Origin of the sequence: Chroogloeocystis siderophila 5.2 s.c.1, assembly GCF_001904655.1 — a bacterium.
GTDB classification, from domain to species: domain Bacteria; phylum Cyanobacteriota; class Cyanobacteriia; order Cyanobacteriales; family Chroococcidiopsidaceae; genus Chroogloeocystis; species Chroogloeocystis siderophila.
In genome coordinates this window covers 1-16192 of sequence record NZ_MRCC01000006.1, presented here as the reverse complement: position 1 = coordinate 16192, position 16192 = coordinate 1, and the positions used below count along the sequence as shown (strand labels likewise).

General features: G+C 43.1%; 15 protein-coding genes. 7 read left to right on the top strand and 8 right to left on the bottom strand.

Annotated elements, in window-relative coordinates:
• The first annotated feature begins 169 nt into the window (after positions 1 to 169).
• From gpmI to NIES1031_RS08110, 3 genes are all read left to right on the top strand, one after another.
• Positions 170 to 1771: a 2,3-bisphosphoglycerate-independent phosphoglycerate mutase gene (gene gpmI / locus NIES1031_RS08120; RefSeq protein ID WP_073548964.1), complete on the top strand. Its 1602-nt coding sequence runs from the start codon at positions 170 to 172 to the stop codon at positions 1769 to 1771.
• A gap of 36 nt (positions 1772 to 1807) precedes the next feature.
• Positions 1808 to 2041 (top strand): preprotein translocase subunit SecG, encoded by a 234-nt coding sequence (gene secG, locus NIES1031_RS08115; protein WP_015187407.1) that lies wholly within the window; start codon positions 1808 to 1810, stop codon positions 2039 to 2041.
• A 62-nt stretch (positions 2042 to 2103) separates the two neighbouring features.
• Complete coding sequence (locus NIES1031_RS08110) at positions 2104 to 2844, top strand: peptidase (RefSeq protein WP_236738762.1); 741 nt, start codon at positions 2104 to 2106, stop codon at positions 2842 to 2844.
• A gap of 96 nt (positions 2845 to 2940) precedes the next feature.
• Here the strand turns inward: NIES1031_RS08110 and NIES1031_RS08105 are convergent, their stop codons facing one another.
• The 4 genes from NIES1031_RS08105 to deoC form a co-directional block, all read right to left on the bottom strand.
• Complete coding sequence (locus tag NIES1031_RS08105; RefSeq protein ID WP_073548962.1) at positions 2941 to 4089, bottom strand: glycosyltransferase family 4 protein; 1149 nt, start codon at positions 4087 to 4089, stop codon at positions 2941 to 2943.
• A gap of 112 nt (positions 4090 to 4201) precedes the next feature.
• Positions 4202 to 5734: an MFS transporter gene (locus tag NIES1031_RS08100; protein WP_073548961.1), complete on the bottom strand. Its 1533-nt coding sequence runs from the start codon at positions 5732 to 5734 to the stop codon at positions 4202 to 4204.
• A complete protein-coding gene (gene recO, locus NIES1031_RS08095; protein WP_073548960.1) occupies positions 5718 to 6677 on the bottom strand; it encodes a DNA repair protein RecO in 960 nt (319 codons plus the stop codon). The genes NIES1031_RS08100 and recO overlap by 17 nt, the downstream gene beginning before the upstream one ends.
• A gap of 86 nt (positions 6678 to 6763) precedes the next feature.
• A complete protein-coding gene (deoC, locus tag NIES1031_RS08090; protein WP_073548959.1) occupies positions 6764 to 7459 on the bottom strand; it encodes a deoxyribose-phosphate aldolase in 696 nt (231 codons plus the stop codon).
• Positions 7460 to 8019: 560 nt separating this feature from the next.
• Here deoC and NIES1031_RS08085 point away from each other — a divergent pair.
• The gene (locus NIES1031_RS08085) at positions 8020 to 8472 is read left to right on the top strand and encodes a response regulator (protein WP_236738761.1); all 453 of its coding nucleotides are present in this window, start codon (positions 8020 to 8022) and stop codon (positions 8470 to 8472) included.
• Between the two features lie 14 nt (positions 8473 to 8486).
• Here the strand turns inward: NIES1031_RS08085 and NIES1031_RS08080 are convergent, their stop codons facing one another.
• Positions 8487 to 8666, bottom strand: coding sequence for a hypothetical protein (locus NIES1031_RS08080; RefSeq protein WP_073548958.1), 180 nt, complete (start codon positions 8664 to 8666; stop codon positions 8487 to 8489).
• 435 nt (positions 8667 to 9101) lie between these two features.
• Here NIES1031_RS08080 and uvrC point away from each other — a divergent pair, with 435 nt between their 5' ends.
• On the top strand, positions 9102 to 11003 hold the full coding sequence (uvrC, locus tag NIES1031_RS08075) for an excinuclease ABC subunit UvrC (protein WP_073548957.1): 1902 nt from the start codon (positions 9102 to 9104) through the stop codon (positions 11001 to 11003).
• Between the two features lie 694 nt (positions 11004 to 11697).
• On the opposite strand, the gene rlmN is transcribed toward uvrC, so the two are convergent.
• On the bottom strand, positions 11698 to 12762 hold the full coding sequence (rlmN, locus tag NIES1031_RS08070) for a dual-specificity RNA methyltransferase RlmN (RefSeq protein ID WP_073548956.1): 1065 nt from the start codon (positions 12760 to 12762) through the stop codon (positions 11698 to 11700).
• A gap of 191 nt (positions 12763 to 12953) precedes the next feature.
• Entirely contained in the window at positions 12954 to 13091 is a 138-nt protein-coding gene (locus NIES1031_RS24245; RefSeq protein WP_178378082.1) for a hypothetical protein, read from the bottom strand.
• A 211-nt stretch (positions 13092 to 13302) separates the two neighbouring features.
• On the opposite strand from NIES1031_RS24245, the gene NIES1031_RS08065 reads away from it, so the two are divergent.
• Both NIES1031_RS08065 and NIES1031_RS08060 read left to right on the top strand, forming a co-directional pair.
• Positions 13303 to 14508 carry a glycosyltransferase family 4 protein gene (locus NIES1031_RS08065; protein ID WP_073548955.1) on the top strand — a complete coding sequence of 402 codons (1206 nt, stop codon included), beginning with the start codon at positions 13303 to 13305 and terminating at the stop codon, positions 14506 to 14508.
• 162 nt (positions 14509 to 14670) lie between these two features.
• Positions 14671 to 16068 carry an FAD-dependent oxidoreductase gene (locus tag NIES1031_RS08060; RefSeq protein WP_073548954.1) on the top strand — a complete coding sequence of 466 codons (1398 nt, stop codon included), beginning with the start codon at positions 14671 to 14673 and terminating at the stop codon, positions 16066 to 16068.
• A gap of 44 nt (positions 16069 to 16112) precedes the next feature.
• Here NIES1031_RS08060 and NIES1031_RS23715 read toward each other — a convergent pair.
• Positions 16113 to 16192, bottom strand: an 80-nt coding sequence (locus NIES1031_RS23715; RefSeq protein WP_143167737.1) for an NADH-quinone oxidoreductase subunit D-related protein, incomplete at its 5' end; no start/stop codon positions are given.

The window sequence follows — 16192 nt, the reverse complement described above, 5'->3', positions numbered from 1 at the left end:
CAAAAAAATCTGAGGTTCATGACATAAAATGCGATCCCCACGGAAAAAAGAAGTCAAAGTAGCAAAAAATATCTGATAATTGCAAGAATAAGCAAAAATTTACTTGCAGCAGCGAGTACCAATGGTATCATTGCGGTGAATTACATAAAAAGTGAAGGGCAACAAAGTTATGACCCAAGCACCTGTTGCTCCCGTGGTGCTAGTCATTTTAGACGGGTGGGGCTATCGAGAAGAAGCAGACGGTAATGCGATCGCTGCGGCTAAAGTCCCAGTAATGAGTAGCCTTTGGCAGGCATATCCCAAAACACTTATTCAAGCTTCAGGGAAAGCAGTAGGTTTACCCGAAGGTCAAATGGGAAATTCCGAAGTCGGGCACCTCAACATTGGGGCGGGACGCATTGTACCACAAGAACTCGTGCGCATTTCTGATGCGGTAGAAGATGGCTCAATCTACCAAAATCCCGCATTATTGCAAGTGTGTCAGGATGTTTGCGCACGAAATAGCAAGTTACACTTAATCGGTCTTTGTTCCGAAGGTGGCGTTCATTCGCACGTCAATCATTTATTGGGATTGCTTGACTTGGCAAAAGCACAAGGAATTTCCCAAGTGTGTATTCATGCGATTACAGATGGTCGAGATACGATGCCAACCGAGGGTATAGGCGTTATTCAGCTTATTCAAGACTATACCGAAAAATTGGGTGTAGGAAAGATCGTCACGCTGAGTGGACGTTATTACGCAATGGATCGTGATCGCCGCTGGGATCGCGTAAAGCTCGCTTACGATGTCATGACCCAAGACGGCGAAGGCGATGGTCGCGCTGCGGTTGAGATTTTACAAGCTTCCTACGATGCGGGAGTCACCGACGAATTTGTCGTACCCCAACGAGTAGCACCAGGAGCCATAGAACCGGGTGATGGTGTGATTTTCTTCAATTTTCGTCCAGATCGCGCCAGACAGCTAACCCAAGCTTTCGTAGCTCCGCAATTCAATGGCTTTGAGCGCGAGCAAATTAGCCCATTATCTTTTGTTACGTTTACACAGTACGACCCTGAGTTACCAGTGGCGGTGGCGTTTACACCACAAAACTTAAACAACATCTTAGGGCAAGTCGTTTCGGAACATGGACTAAAGCAATTCCGCACCGCAGAAACAGAAAAATACGCCCACGTTACTTACTTTTTCAACGGCGGTTTAGAAGAGCCTTTTGAAGGTGAAGATCGCGAACTTGTGATGAGTCCGATGGTAGCGACTTACGATCGCGCTCCTAGTATGTCAGCAGAAGCCGTGACTGATGTTGCGAATGCAGCGATTGAACGAGGCATCTATTCCTTGGTTGTGATCAATTATGCCAATCCTGACATGGTAGGGCATACAGGTCAAATCGAAGCAACTGTTCAAGCTTTAGAAACCGTTGACCGTTGTCTGGGACGTTTGTTAGAAAGTATCAGTAAAGCTGGTGGTACTGCGATTGTCACTGCCGATCATGGCAATGCTGAATACATGCGCGATCCACAAGGTAATCCTTGGACAGCACACACAACTAACCCTGTTCCTTTGATCTTAATTGAAGGCGAAAGAGCTAAAATACAAGGGTACGGTGGCAACGTAGGCCTACGTAATGGTGGTCGTCTGTGTGATATTGCTCCCACAATTCTGGAAATCCTCCAGATCCCGCAGCCTCTTGAAATGACTGGACGCTCGCTGCTCGCACCAGCCGAGTACAGCACCTTACATAGTCAACGTACTCCTGTACAATCAGCACTATAGAGCCTTGTAACGTTCATTTTTGAATTGAGTGTCAGCATGACAATTTACAACATTGTAGAAATCCTGTGGGTTGTATCTGCGGTAGGTTTAACTGTATTGGTACTACTACATAGCCCTAAAGGTGATGGTATTGGAGCAATTGGCGGACAAGCACAACTATTCAGCAGTACAAAAAGTGCTGAAACAACTTTGAACCGAGTTACCTGGGCACTCACAGTACTTTTTCTTGGTCTAACTGTTGTTTTGAGTGCTAACTGGTTACCTCGTTAATTACGAGCGCTGTTGCTTAATAAGTTTTTTGTTTAATTTTGCTGACGCGAACCAAATCTGCTTTGCGGCAGAAATTTTTTGTATTTTTTCTAGTGGCGATCGCTGCGCTAGTGGTTGCTATCAGTCATGATACCTCTAAAGCCAATACCAAGCTGACTGAAATAGCACAAGCTTCAAAATTACCGCAACTCCAGCAACATCCTTTGCCTGCTAGCTTGGCACATTGGCAAGACCAAAGTAATAGCGGTGATTACTTTTCAGAAATCAAACCAACCGAAGTCGGCTATTTAGTATGGTCACAGTTGCCAGTTAAAGTTTATATCCAACAACCACACGCTGAAACCCACAACGCTGAAAGACTACAAAGCTGGGCAAACGAAGTCTTGCAAGCCATTCAAGAATGGAACGTTTATTTCCCCTTGCAAGTGGTAGAACGACCTGAGGTTGCAGATATTAAAATTTTGCGTTTATCTCCTCCGTTGCGAATTGCCCCTAACGAGAAATTTCCGCGTGCGCGATCAGCTGAAACGACCTACGAGTTGTATGTAAGTTCCAATCGTGTTTTAGCTCATCGTTGTTCAATTTTGCTGAGTCCTAATCAAACAGGTCAGTATCTTCAAGCCGCAGCGCGCCATGAATTCGGTCATGCATTGGGAATTTGGGGACATAGCCCAAACCCAAACGATGCGTTGTACTTTTCCCAAGTGCGGAATCCACCGCCAATTTCTGCTAGAGATGTAAACACGCTCAAGCGAGTTTATCAGCAACCAACACGATTAGGATGGCTGTTACCAAGAACTTAGAGATTTTATGGCAGAGGTTGCGCTCAGAGCTAAAACGGGTATTGCTATATCAATTCGTATTTATGCTTTCTTGCGCCTCTGTTTACCTGCACCTTGCTACGCCCCACGGCTGAAATGAAACCGCCGTTGCTCTAAAACTTGAGCATAGAGTTTCTCGACTTGGGTAATATTTTGGCTCAGTGTATAGCGTTCGACAACGCGCTTACGGGCTTTCTGTCCTAATAAAGTGGTTAATTCAGGATGGTCTTGGAAGAGTGGCAGCAACGTTCGTAACTGTGATTCTACGCGGCGTGGTGTGAGAATGACACCAGCACCACCCTCTAAAACTTCGCCATCTGCACCAACATCAGTTGCTAGACAAGCTACACCACAAGCCATTGCCTCTAGTAAGGATATTGACAGTCCTTCGACTAAAGACGGCAAAATAAAAACATCACAGCCTCGTAGGATTTCAATGCGCTGTTCTTCCTCGGCGATAAATCCTAACCAGTGAATACCATGTTCAGGACCATAGAACGGTTCTAGTGAAGATGTTAATGGACCATCACCGACAATCAGTAATTTGCTATCTGGATGCATTTCTGAGTGCTTCCAGGCGCGTAATAAAGGCTCTACATTTTTCTCCGGTGCCAAGCGACCTTGGTAAACAAACAATCGCTGTGCGTTAAACTTCGCTTTGATTTTTGACGAGCCAGGAGAATACTTTTGAATATCTACCCCATTGGGAATGACAGCAACACTTTCGGGTGTTAATCCCAAACGTGCTAATAACTCGCGTTGTACCTGCGAGAAGACAATTACGCGATCGTAGTTTACTAAAAAAGGTGCATAAAGTTGATACGCCAAAAGCTGTGTTCCCGATTTGAGCTTAGCGCCCTTGCCAGCAAACGGAGTATGAAAAGTGGCAACCAACGGTAAGTTGAGTTCTCCGCAGATGTCTGGTAGGAGAAAGTCAAGCGGGGACAGTGTTAACGACGCGTGGACTATATCGGGTTTAAGTTGCCGCAAAGATTGACTTAAGACCTTGGCAGCTTTTAGCGTCGGAATTGTGTAGACTTGGGATTTGTACAAAAACGGTAGGGAAACTTCTGGACAATCTGGCCAGTTATCAGGCTCTTCTTCCTCTTGCGCAAAGTGAAGAAAGCTGACTTGATGTCCCCGCTCTAATAGGGCATTAGTGACTTCTCGACTATACGTGACATTGCCACAAAATGGTGATTTTTTTCCGAGCCAGGCAATATGCATTCAGGTTGAGGTGCGATTTTCTCAGGTAAGTGAGGGATCAATGAGGGGCGCAAAGTTGAAACAGGTTCTTTCTGTTCATTTCCTTGCCGTGTTTTTTATTTGATTTGAGAGTTTATGTCTCTGTACGGCAAATATACCAGGTTAAGATACCTCCTGCGATCGCTGCCGCTGCTAAACTCAAAAAAACTGCCTGTAAGCCGATAAATGTCTCGGCGACTCCGGCTAACGCTAGCGGTAGTGTCAAGGCAATATTGATGACGTTGTTTTGCAGTCCAAAAATTTTTCCTCGCATTTCTGGAGAAGTTTCTTTCTGGATCGCCGTTTGCATCGGAATCGCAACTAAAGACGCAAAGCCGCCTAAAAGTGTAATTAATAATAGTACAGCTAAAAGTTGTTCAGTAAATATCGCTAACCCAATTAAACACCCTGCAATGCCCACGGAACCATAAAGGCTCAGTTGAATCGGAGAAATACGCTGTCCGTATTGACCTAATAGTGTTGCACCTGCGGCAATTCCTAAACCACCAGCCGCGAGTAAAAAGCCAAACTGCGAGGATTTCATTTGCGGAATCACCTCTGCCATCCGCACCGCTAAAACTGCAAGCGCTGCAAAAATCGAAAATAAAATGACAAGCTGAATGAGAGCCGTCCGAATTCGGTGATTTTTCCGTAAATATTCCAATCCATCGCGTAAATCTTGCCAAATGTGCGGAGCTTCCTCAGTTTCACGATTTTTCTCACCTGTTTTTAATAGCATTAATAAACAACCCGCGATCGCATAACTACCACCAACAACGAGTTCTTTACCAATCTCAGAACCAAATCGCCTTGTCAAACTATCGGCAATTGCAAGCAGCGGTTCGCCGACAGCAAACCCAACAACAACTAACGCCATCATCGTTGTCGTATACAAAGAATTTGCCGACAATAAATGACGCCGTTCCACAATCAAGGGAATCGCTGCTTGCTCTGCAGGGGCAAAAAACTGTGTCAAGGTAGAAACGAGAAAAGATAATACAAGTAAAATTGCAAAACCCGTCGGCAAACTACCAACTGCACTCCAGTCTTGAGTCATCCACAACAGCACTGGAATTGATAACACTAAGCCACCACGTACTAAATTTGTAACTACCAGCACGGCTTTTGTAGACCATCGGTCTACAAAGACACCAGCAACAGAGCCAAATAGTACCGCAGGAATTGTAAATGCCATCATGATTGCTGATACCCAACCGCTGATACTTTGGTTGCTTGCTTGAAAACGGGTGGAAATAATCGCAATCATTAAAACTAAATAGACTTTATCCGCTAACTGCGAGAAAACTTGACCGCTCCACAGTGCCAGGAAATTGCGATTTTTTAATACAGGTAAAAAACCGACCTCGGCAGCTTCGTCATCGGCTGGTGTCGTTGTAACCGTTGTGTCTTCTTCGCCGCTGTGTTTTAGTAATGAACCATTCGTTGCTCCCTGAGCAACTTTATTGCTGACGACATCGCTGTTCGTTGTATTTTCGTGCGAAACTTGATAAACACAAGAGGTATCTGGATAGTGATGATAAAATGATGTATCCTTCCTCCGGTTGGTGCTATGTAAGCGAGGAGATGATAAAAAGCTTTCTGTATCTAAATTAGGCGGTTGCATCATCGTTTGTAGAAGTCGGCAAAGCAAAATAACTATCGATTAAGGCAGCAGAGCGAATTGGACGACCAAAATGATACTGAGCATATTGTCGTAGAATTTGCTCAATAAATATCCATTTGCTGTCTGCAAACGAATTGTCCGCTGCTAGTGGTGTAAGTTGATTTAACTCAGCTTGAGCTAACTGTTGTAATATATTGAGTTCCGCAGCATCAACGCGGCTAATTAACGCGGGTGTTTCTTGCCGATGCGCACTTATCTGGTAGCTTTGTCCAGGTTGGTCGGCTACACGCTTGACTTGAGAAGTAGGTTTGTAATTGTAAGTACTGCGTTCAGATGCTATGAGGCTGCGCCTTTGGGATTCCAGGCGTTCCAGGGCGTCTAAGCTAACAATTCCACCTGCGGCTGCACTAAATCCTACTTGCCACTGTGAATCATTCAAATCTGGTTGTAAAGGACTTCCACTTAAACAGCAACGTTGTACTTGAGGTGCAATTCCGGCGATCGCTAGGAGGTGAAAAACCGCATGGCTGAGGTAAGCGATCGCCCAACGCGGCTGATTTCTAGGTAATTGTTCTAACCTGCTAAGGTGTTCGCGAAGTAAGCTAAATAATTCTGCTTGCGGTTGTTCGCTTAAAGCTTGATATAACGCAATTTCTGCTAAGTACTGACTAGCGGCTAACTTTCCCAAATCTTGACTTAAGCCTGGATAAGATTCTTTGGTTTCAGCTTGCGTAATTTTATCGAGCGATCGCCCTTTCGCAATCAACAACTCATTGACGACAAACAAACCACTTCTGCCACTTAAGCTAGAATTGTGCTTTCGCGAACCTGGTGCTACTGCTCGAACCAAACCAAACTCGCGCGTTAAAATTGTCAGCAAGCGGTCTGATTCGCCTAACGCCATACTCTTCAAATTTATTCCAGTAGCTTTGTAGGTTCGGCTCATAAACATAAGTGCTGAGGGCTAGAGAAAATAGCAAAGCATTAAAAGTAAAAGGCAATAAATAAAGACTTTTAGCCTTTAAGCGTACCTTATCCTTCTAAATCTACTGCCTCTTTATCCAGGTTATCGCGTTGGCGAATCAATTCTGGACCACGGGAAGTACCTAACCGTGTTGCACCTGCCATAATCAAGTCAAAAGCTTGTTCGATTGTGCGAATTCCACCAGATGCTTTAATACCTACGCGATCTTTGGCAACTTCTTTTAAAAGTTTTACATCCGCAACTGTTGCCCCTCCATTCCAACCCGTACTTGTTTTTAGAAACGCTGCCCCAGCATCCATACATATTTCTGCTGCGAGACGTTTTTCCGCATCTGTCAATAGGGTAGTTTCCAAAATCACTTTGACTGTTTTTCCTGTTGCTTCGCAAATTTCAGCAATTTCGCGGTGCAATTGCTCAGTTTTACCCGCTTTGAGCCAGCCGAGGTTAATCACAACATCTAACTCAGTTGCGCCATTATCTACAGCTTCTTGTGCTTCATAAAGCTTAACCGCAGAAGTCGTAGCGCCTGTTGGAAATCCAATCACTGTACAAACTTGCGGTTTTTTTCCATGCAACAGTTCGGCGGCTTGGCGGACATGAGTTGGGTACACGCAAACAGTCGCGAATTGAAAGCGATCTGCTTGTTCGCAACACTGTTGTACTTGGTCTGCGGTTGCTGTGGGGTTTAGCAGCGCATGGTCAATCAACGGCGCAATATCAATATCAGGATAGTCAGCGGCCATCGCTTTGTTCTCCAAGCGAGCTATAATAATTACTTTTTATCAAAATCTTAAATAATTTTAAAATCTTAAGCTCAGAATACCTTAAATTGGCGATCGCCAATCAAAAGTTTATCAATCTAGCACCCTTCCTCAACAGCCATTGCTCACTTTTTGAGCCGCTATTCGCTCAAAGCGCTTATGAGACTCAGCATTAACTAGAAAATATCCGATTTTAAGCCAATTTACGTGTTTTTAACTATTTAAGCTTAAATTTCTCTTTTTTATGCTTTTTATACAAAAAATATTACTCAAGCGTCACGCAATTCTTTGTATACGCTCATGCTGTTTATTCAAATAATATGACTTCTGTCACTACCTCGTATCCTGTAACTTTATACATTAGAACAGTTTGCTATAAAAATAGCGATTTTGCTAAATTAATAGCTTTTTTGCTTGTTTAGGTATATAACTGTTAAATAAAGATAAAATTAATATAAATATTTTTCTATGATTAAGTAATTCTCAAAAAATATTATAGTCCTATGGCATGAGGAAGACTTTACTTGTAAATGTTACGGTTAGTGACTAATATATCTGAAGAAGTTGTGAATAGCGATCAGCAAAGTTCTACGGTTGATGCAAGTGCTGTTATCCCATCTGCTAACGTCCGCAGCAAAATTCTTATCGTAGAAGATAACGCTTTGAACCGCCAGATGCTTGATGATTACCTAAGTTTTTGCGGTTATGAGATTCTCAGCTTAGCTGATGGTACGTGCTTTTTTCAAAAGATGATCGAGTTTCAGCCTCAACTTATTTTATTAGACCTAAAGTTACCAGATATTGATGGCTACACTTTATTAGAGAAGCTAAAAAACAGCGCCGACTGGCAACACATTCCTATATTTGTAGTTTCTGCGTTTGCTTTTAGCGCCGATCAACAGCGAGCATTAAGTCTAGGCGCAACACGGTATTTTGTTAAGCCAGTCAATTTGACAGAGTTGAAACAAGCAATTAAAGAAGAATTGGCTACTTAAATAGGTCAATCTGGTTACTTTGTTTTCTGTTCGTTGATAAATTCTTCTACAGTTTGGCTGAGAGTTTGGATCTCTTTGCTAACAGAAGCGATATTTGCTTCTAATTGTGCTAACAACAAAACAGTTGTTTGCAATTGGTTGAGGCTGTGTTCAATCGTATTTCGATATTTAGTCTCAAATTCTTCCAAATTCATGGCTGTGCTTTGTATTTTAGGGAAGCGTATAAGTATAAAATTTTATATTTGTTCTAGATACTAAGATAAACTTTGACAATATAAATGTCAGTCTTACTTGCTCCTACTCTTTATAATTTCATCTTAGCCAGCCTGAATTTGATAGTAACTTTAAACGCTAATTTTTCAAGTATTATATTAAACAAGCATAAAATTTAAAATCAGTATTATCACCATAAAATTTGAGCAGTCGAATGCTGTAGTCACCTCTAGGATTGATATACGGCAATCAGTAGATCTTCATAGCTAAACTGAAAAGGTCAACTATAAAGCCTATGAGTCAGCGTTCAAAGGTTACAAATTATATCTTAAGCTTTTTGGAGGTTCAGCCAGCTAACACGTGGTAGTAAATCTGCAAAAAGCGTAATTCAACAGATATTCAATTTTCGTATCAAAATGACATCGCACGCACTGCCATCTAAGACACTAGTGACAAAAATACTACCACTCGTCAAAGACTCAGAACGTTTAGCACAACGTTTAAAAGAGGTTCCGGCGGAACCTGGGGTTTATTTGATGCGTGATGCTAGCGATCGCATTATGTACATCGGTAAATCACGAAAATTGCGATCGCGGGTTCGGTCTTACTTTCGGGAATCACAGAAACTCAGCGATCGCATCGCGCTGATGGTGCGACAGGTAACAGAGATTGAATTTATTGTCACAGATACAGAAGCTGAAGCACTAGCCCTCGAAGCAAACTTAATTAAGCAGCATCAGCCGTATTTTAATGTGCTGCTCAAAGATGATAAAAAATATCCCTACGTCTGTATTACGTGGTCAGAAGAATATCCGCGCATCTTTATCACACGCAACCGTCGTCAAGGTAAAAAAGAAGATAAATTTTATGGACCGTACACTGACTCGCGGTTACTACGTAATATCTTAAGGTTATCGAAGCGAATTTTTGCACTAAAACAACGTCCGCAACCGCTGTTTAAAGATCGTCCGTGTCTTAACTACGATTTGGGGCGGTGTCCAGGTGTGTGTCAAAAACTGATTTCTCCAGAAGAATACCGCAAAACCGTACAAAAGGTAGCAATGGTATTTCAAGGTAGAACGCAGGAACTGATCGATATTCTCACTGAACAGATGCACAAGTCAGCAGAAGCACTGAATTTTGAATCCGCAGCACGAATTCGTGATCAGATTGCGGGGTTAAAGTCATTGAGTGCAGAGCAAAAGGTATCGTTACCTGATGATACAGTGTCGCGCGATGCGATCGCGCTTGCCGCTGATGAAGATCATGCTTGCGTACAGTTATTTCAGATTCGGGCGGGACAGTTAGTCGGACGCTTGGGATTTGTCGCAGACGCGCACGCTGAACCTGGAGCCATTTTACAACGAGTCTTAGAGGAACATTACCAAACTGCTGATTCGGTAGAAATTCCTACAGAAATTTTGGTACAGCATGAATTACCCGATGCGGAAATGCTTGCAGATGTGTTGAGCGATCGCAAAGCGCGAAAAGTGACAATTGTCGCGCCGCAACGTGCTACCAAAGCCGAACTCATTGAGATGGTGGAACGTAACGCACAATACGAATTACAACGCGCGCAGAAATTGAGCGATCGTAATACGCAAGCGATGGAGGATCTTGCCGCAATTGTTGACTTACCTGATTTACCGCACCGGATTGAAGGTTACGACATTTCGCATATTCAAGGTTCGAACGCTGTAGCGTCTCAAGTCGTCTTCATCGATGGTTTACCCGCGAAGCAATACTATCGCCACTATAAAATTAAGAATCCGACGGTGACATCTGGTCACTCGAATGATTTTGCCAGCCTTGCTGAAGTTATTCAGCGTCGCTTTCGTAAGTATGCCGAAGATCTGCAACTACAGCGCGTAGGTAATCCTGATTGGCCTGATCTTGTGATGATTGATGGTGGTAAGGGACAGTTATCCTCCGTTGTGGCGGTATTGCAAGAAATGAATTTAATGGATGAGTTGCGCGTCGTTAGCCTTGCGAAGCAGCGCGAAGAAATTTTCTTACCAGGCGAGTCGCAGCCCTTACTAACTGAAGCCGAACAACCAGGAGTACAATTACTACGACGCTTGCGCGATGAAGCACACCGTTTTGCTGTTACTTTCCACCGCCAGCAGCGTAATGATAAATTACGGCGATCGCGCTTAGATGAAATTCCTGGTTTGGGATATCACCGACAAAAACAGCTTTTAGCTCATTTCCGCTCGATTGACTATATTCGTCAAGCGACGCCAGAGCAATTAGCCGCCGCACCAGGAATTGGTTCACACCTAGCGCAAGAAATTTATAATTATTTTCATCCTTCTTAAGGTAGAAATTATCTAGTATTAATTAGACGTGATTGACAGGTGCCGATACTGAAATCGGCATTTTTAGTTTTTTACTACTCGTTAATCTATCCCTGGGCAGAACCGAAATCTTAAGTAAATGTTAAATATAGATGGCGAAAGCGCCACTATAAGGCAAATTAGAGGTTGCTTTGTTATGCAGACAACAGTTTTTGCAAAGCCATTTAATTAAAATTGAATTTAAAGTTAAATATCTACATAAATTAGATTAAAACAGTACAATACAAGAGAAATATAGTCGGGGATCAGCAAAAATAAAAGTAAATTCAAAACTATTTTGTTACTTTCTATCCCCCAGGTTATATGACAACTTCGTTTGTGTAATGGCAAGCTAGGTATAGGAGAAACAGATTTCTTAGATAACTAGGTCACAATTTAGCTACAAAGTTAAGATTTGTTGCTTTTTGTTTAATCCTGTATATTCATTAATTTGCCAAGTTAAATTTTCTTTTTTAAAACTGCTTGCTTCCAGAGGTTTAAAATGCTTGTACAAAAAATTAGGTGTCCTAACTGCGGCAGTGAGGGTGAACGCCATCATATACCCCAAAGTCGATTGATCCGGACACAATGCTCCTGCTGCGATTACTTGATGGTGACTTGTGCTGAAACAGGTAAAGTAGTAGAAGCTTACGCGCCAGGTGTAGATGCTGAGCGTCTAAGCTTGCGTTGCCCGCAATTGCCCACAAGCAGCATCAGCCTCCAAACCACGCGAGTAACGCACACTAACAGCAATTTGATGTTGATGCAAGACGTCAACAAAAGCTTGAATTCCGCGAAAAGTGGGACGTTGGTAGTCCGCTTCCCGAATGGGGTTATAGGGGATTAAGTTAACGTGAGTTTGAAACCCACGTAGCAGTTGAGCTAACTCGGCTGCTTGTTTTATATTGTCATTTACTCCAGCCAAGAGAATGTACTCAAAAGTAATTCGGCGACCAGTCATTTGTACGTATTGACGGCATTCGTCGATTAAATTTTCTAACGGATAATGACGCGCACTCGGAATCAATTTTTCTCGCAGTGCTTGATTAGCAGCATGAAGGCTAACAGCAAGGGTCGCTTGGAGTTGATACTGTGCTAAGCGTATGATATGCCCAGGAATACCAACTGTAGAAATTGTCATTCCACGCTGTCCGATGCCAACATCTTGATTTAAAGATTTGACTGCGGCGACGACATGTGCGGTATTTAGCAACGGTTCACCCATACCCATAAAAACAATATGACTAACACGGCGTTGCAAGTCTTCTTGAACAGTTAAAACTTGGTCGATAATTTCGTGTACTACTAAGTTACGCATAAAGCCGCCTTTTCCTGTCGCGCAAAAATCGCACGCCATCGGACAACCAACTTGCGTAGAAACACAAACTGTGAGGCGCTTTTCAGTGGGAATACCAACAGTTTCAATAATTTTTCCATCCGCAAGTTGCAGAAGATATTTTACGGTTTCATCCGGTGCAACCGAACGGTAGTGGATTTGCGATCGCCCAATTGAAACATCAGCAACCGCCGCACGCCAAGTTTTGGGAAACACAGAAATATCTACAAGTGATCGCACGCCTTTTTTGTAAATCCACTCGTATAGCTGTCGTCCGCGATACGCAGGTTGTCCTTGAGAAACTACCCAATCCGTTAATTCAGGCAAACTTAAACCCAACAGTGGTTGCGGTGCGGCGATCGGTATTGTTGTCTCTAGCGTTTGATTTATACTTTGACTACTCATAATTGAATTTAAGATTTTAGATTAAAACAAGCGGCATTTCAGAGTATGTCGTATGTCTGCCCCTAACTCCATGAATAAAGTTTTTCCCTTATCTTCTCGCTCAGAACTAGGAGAACTCAACCTCATCAACATCCGCCCAATTCTGGCAGGGCTGTTTCATTGTAGCTGAAGGAAAACAAGGTCGAATTAGATTAGCCAAGCATCGCATAGCGGTTGAAATCGAGGCGACTTGCTGAATTAACAATAAAGCAGGGCGATAGACTTAGATAGAGGCGACGATAACCGCGTTGAGTATTGAAAATCTGTTCAGTCGCTTGGTAGAGTTTCAACAGTAACCTAATATTGCTCCCAAGATGATGAGCTTTGAGATTAGTTTAGTTTTTTTACCCTGACAATGAAATTGCCCTGCCCGCAGTTGGGGGATTTTATATAGCCTTAAACGCAAGTCTAATTGTATACATACCTGCGGTAATTCTATAAAATCAAATATTCTGTGATCACTGCATAAAACTTACTGATAATTCAAACGATTTAATATAGATGCGCATATTATTTCTTCATACCAATTTTCCAGCGCAATATCGTCATATTGCACAAGTGCTTGCTAGCGATCCAAACAATCAAGTTGTTTTTTGTACTAAAAATCAAGATGTTTCGCTACCAAATATTTACAAAGCAATTTTTGAGCCAAGTCGCAACCCGCATCCATCAACACATCATTATGTTAGACCATTGGAAAGTGCAGTATTACACGGACAAGCAGTCTATAAAATAGCTGAACAATTGAAAGCACGTCAATTCATTCCTGATGTCATTTGCGGACATTCGGGGTGGGGACCGACATTGTTTGTTAAAGATGCATTTCCGAATACACCACTGATTTGTTATTTTGAATGGTTCTATCATGCGCGTGGCTCAGATGCCGATTTTGACCCAAGCGATCCCTTAAATATTGATGATATCGCGCGGATTCGGATTAAGAATGCACCGATTTTAATTGATTTGTACAGTTGCGATCGCGGTTTGTCTCCGACTTATTGGCAACGCGCGCAGTTTCCGCCAGAATTCCATAGTAAAATTTCTGTGCTGCATGATGGCGTTGATACTGAATACTTCAAGCCCAAACCTGGTGTAAAGTTGGTGTTACCAAATCTCGATTTATCCGGCGTTGACGAACTGGTAACATACGTAGCGCGAGGGATGGAACCGTATCGCGGTTTTCCGCAGTTTATCGAAGCGATCGCCTACATTCAAGAACGTCGCCCCAATTGTCACGTTGTTATTGTAGGTTCTGAGCGCGTTTGCTACGGTAAATCTTTACCCGATGGCGAATCTTACAAAGAGTTTATGCTCAAAAAAGTCCCCTTGGATCTGTCGCGGGTGCATTTTACTGGCTCGTTACCTTACAATCAATATCTGCAAGTAATTCAAGCGTCCTCGGCTCATGTTTATCTGACGCGCCCGTTTGTTTTATCTTGGTCAATGATTGAAGCCATGTCTACGGGGTGTTTGGTAATAGGTTCTAATACTGCACCTGTTGCGGAAGTCATTCAAGATGGCGAGAATGGGTTACTTGTTGATTTCTTTGCACCGCAGCAAATTGCAGATCGCGTTGATCAAGTGCTGGATCATCCTACACGCATGGCAGAACTTCGTGCTAAGGCAAGGGAAAAGGTATTAGAACGTTATGCTTTGGCAGATTTGTTGCCGAAACATCTTGAAATGATTGAGAGTGTTGCTGGGTAGTGTTTTCGGGAGTTTAACGAACCACTCCAGACGCAAAGATTTAGGGGAATTCTGTAATTAGGGGTGGAGAGTTTGTAGAGTTCTAAACTAAGCAAGTGCGTTATGGGAAGATGCGTTTTCCTGGGCTTGCTGTTGGGGGACAGTCTTTACAGGAGTTACCAAATGTATCCTGAATTATCGTCGCATCAAGGTAGCCATGCGGTTGTAATTGGTGGTAGTATCGCTGGGCTAGTGACTGGTCGAGTTTTGACGAAGTACTTTGATCGAGTCACGATTATTGAACGCGATTACCTTCCTGAAAACCCTGTACCGCGTAAAGGCGTTCCGCAATCGCATCACGTCCACGCGTTATTAATGCGGGGGGCGATGATTTTGGAAGAACTTTTTCCAGGCTTGCATACAGAATTATCTGCTGCGGGTGCATCACAGATTGACATGGCAAAAGATGTTGCTTGGCTAAATCCAGCGGGGTGGGGTATTCGCTTTACTTCTGGCGTGATGTTGTTCGCTAGCAGCCGCAGTTTATTGGAATGGGGTGTCCGTCAACGGTTGATGCAATGTCCCCAGGTATGCTTTATTACCAAATCTGAAGTGACGAGTTTACTCGCTAATTCTGATAGAAGTGCGATTACTGGTGTGCAAGTGCGTTTGCACAATCAATTAGATCCCAAAAGCGTGAGTGAACAACAAATCTTTGCCGATCTTGTCGTCGATGCAAGTGGAAGAACGTCCAAAACACCGCAGTGGTTGACAGCACTTGGTTACGAACCGCCGCAAGAAACTATTGTAAATTCTCATGTTGGTTACGCAAGTCGCATTTATCAACCTCCTGTAAACTTCTCAAGCGATTGGCAAGCTTTGTATTTGCAAGCCGCACCACCAAATGTGACACGCGGAGGGTTAATGTTACCTATTGAAGGCGTTCGCTGGCTGGTTTCTCTAGGCGGAGGAGATAAAGACTATCCACCCACAGACGAAGCTGGTTTCCTCGAATTTACAAGGAGTCTGCGTAGTTCGCTACTTTACGATGCAATCAAACATGCTAAACCTCTCTCGCCAATATATAGCTACCGCGCTACCGAAAACCGCCGCCGTCATTACGAAAAATTACACCGAATGCCAGAAGGTTTGATTGTCACAGGCGATGCAGCGTGTGCGTTCAATCCGGTATATGGACAAGGAATGACAACAGCAGCGATCGCAGCAGAAACTTTAGATCAATGTCTCAAAAAAGGTCTTTCTGGCTTAGGAAAACGCTTTCAAACTCAATTAGCGCAAGTTAACGTGGTTCCTTGGACACTCGCAACGAGTGAAGATTACCGTTATCGCGGTACGGAAGGCAAGTCACCTGGTCAAAAAACACAGCTGATGCATTGGTATATGGATCGGGTCATGCTGTTATCTACCAAAAGTGTTGAGGTGCGATCGCAGTTTCTCCAAGTCATGCATATGCTAAAAACACCAAATGCTTTATTTCATCCCAAAATCATTGCTCTAGTTTTCAAAGAAGTGCTGCAATCAACTTTGCCTCAAGCAACACTAACAACCAAGGCAACATAAAGACTTGTTCGTAGTTACTCATTACAATTAACACAAGAAAACTTTTACCGGTCCACCGAACCCATAATAATATCTACACTACCCAGGATCGTGACGATATCAGCAACCTTTACACCGCGTAACA

Excerpts from the sequence above, each read along its gene's own strand:
- NIES1031_RS08080 (WP_073548958.1), bottom strand. The coding sequence starts at position 8,666 with ATGAATTTGGAAGAATTTGAGACTAAATATCGAAATACGATTGAACAC.
- uvrC (WP_073548957.1), top strand. The coding sequence starts at position 9,102 with ATGACATCGCACGCACTGCCATCTAAGACACTAGTGACAAAAATACTA.
- recO (WP_073548960.1), bottom strand. The coding sequence starts at position 6,677 with ATGAGCCGAACCTACAAAGCTACTGGAATAAATTTGAAGAGTATGGCG.
- NIES1031_RS08105 (WP_073548962.1), bottom strand. The coding sequence starts at position 4,089 with ATGCATATTGCCTGGCTCGGAAAAAAATCACCATTTTGTGGCAATGTC.
- NIES1031_RS08100 (WP_073548961.1), bottom strand. The coding sequence starts at position 5,734 with ATGATGCAACCGCCTAATTTAGATACAGAAAGCTTTTTATCATCTCCT.
- deoC (WP_073548959.1), bottom strand. The coding sequence starts at position 7,459 with ATGGCCGCTGACTATCCTGATATTGATATTGCGCCGTTGATTGACCAT.
- secG (WP_015187407.1), top strand. The coding sequence starts at position 1,808 with ATGACAATTTACAACATTGTAGAAATCCTGTGGGTTGTATCTGCGGTA.
- gpmI (WP_073548964.1), top strand. The coding sequence starts at position 170 with ATGACCCAAGCACCTGTTGCTCCCGTGGTGCTAGTCATTTTAGACGGG.
- rlmN (WP_073548956.1), bottom strand. The coding sequence starts at position 12,762 with ATGAGTAGTCAAAGTATAAATCAAACGCTAGAGACAACAATACCGATC.
- NIES1031_RS08060 (WP_073548954.1), top strand. The coding sequence starts at position 14,671 with ATGTATCCTGAATTATCGTCGCATCAAGGTAGCCATGCGGTTGTAATT.
- NIES1031_RS08065 (WP_073548955.1), top strand. The coding sequence starts at position 13,303 with ATGCGCATATTATTTCTTCATACCAATTTTCCAGCGCAATATCGTCAT.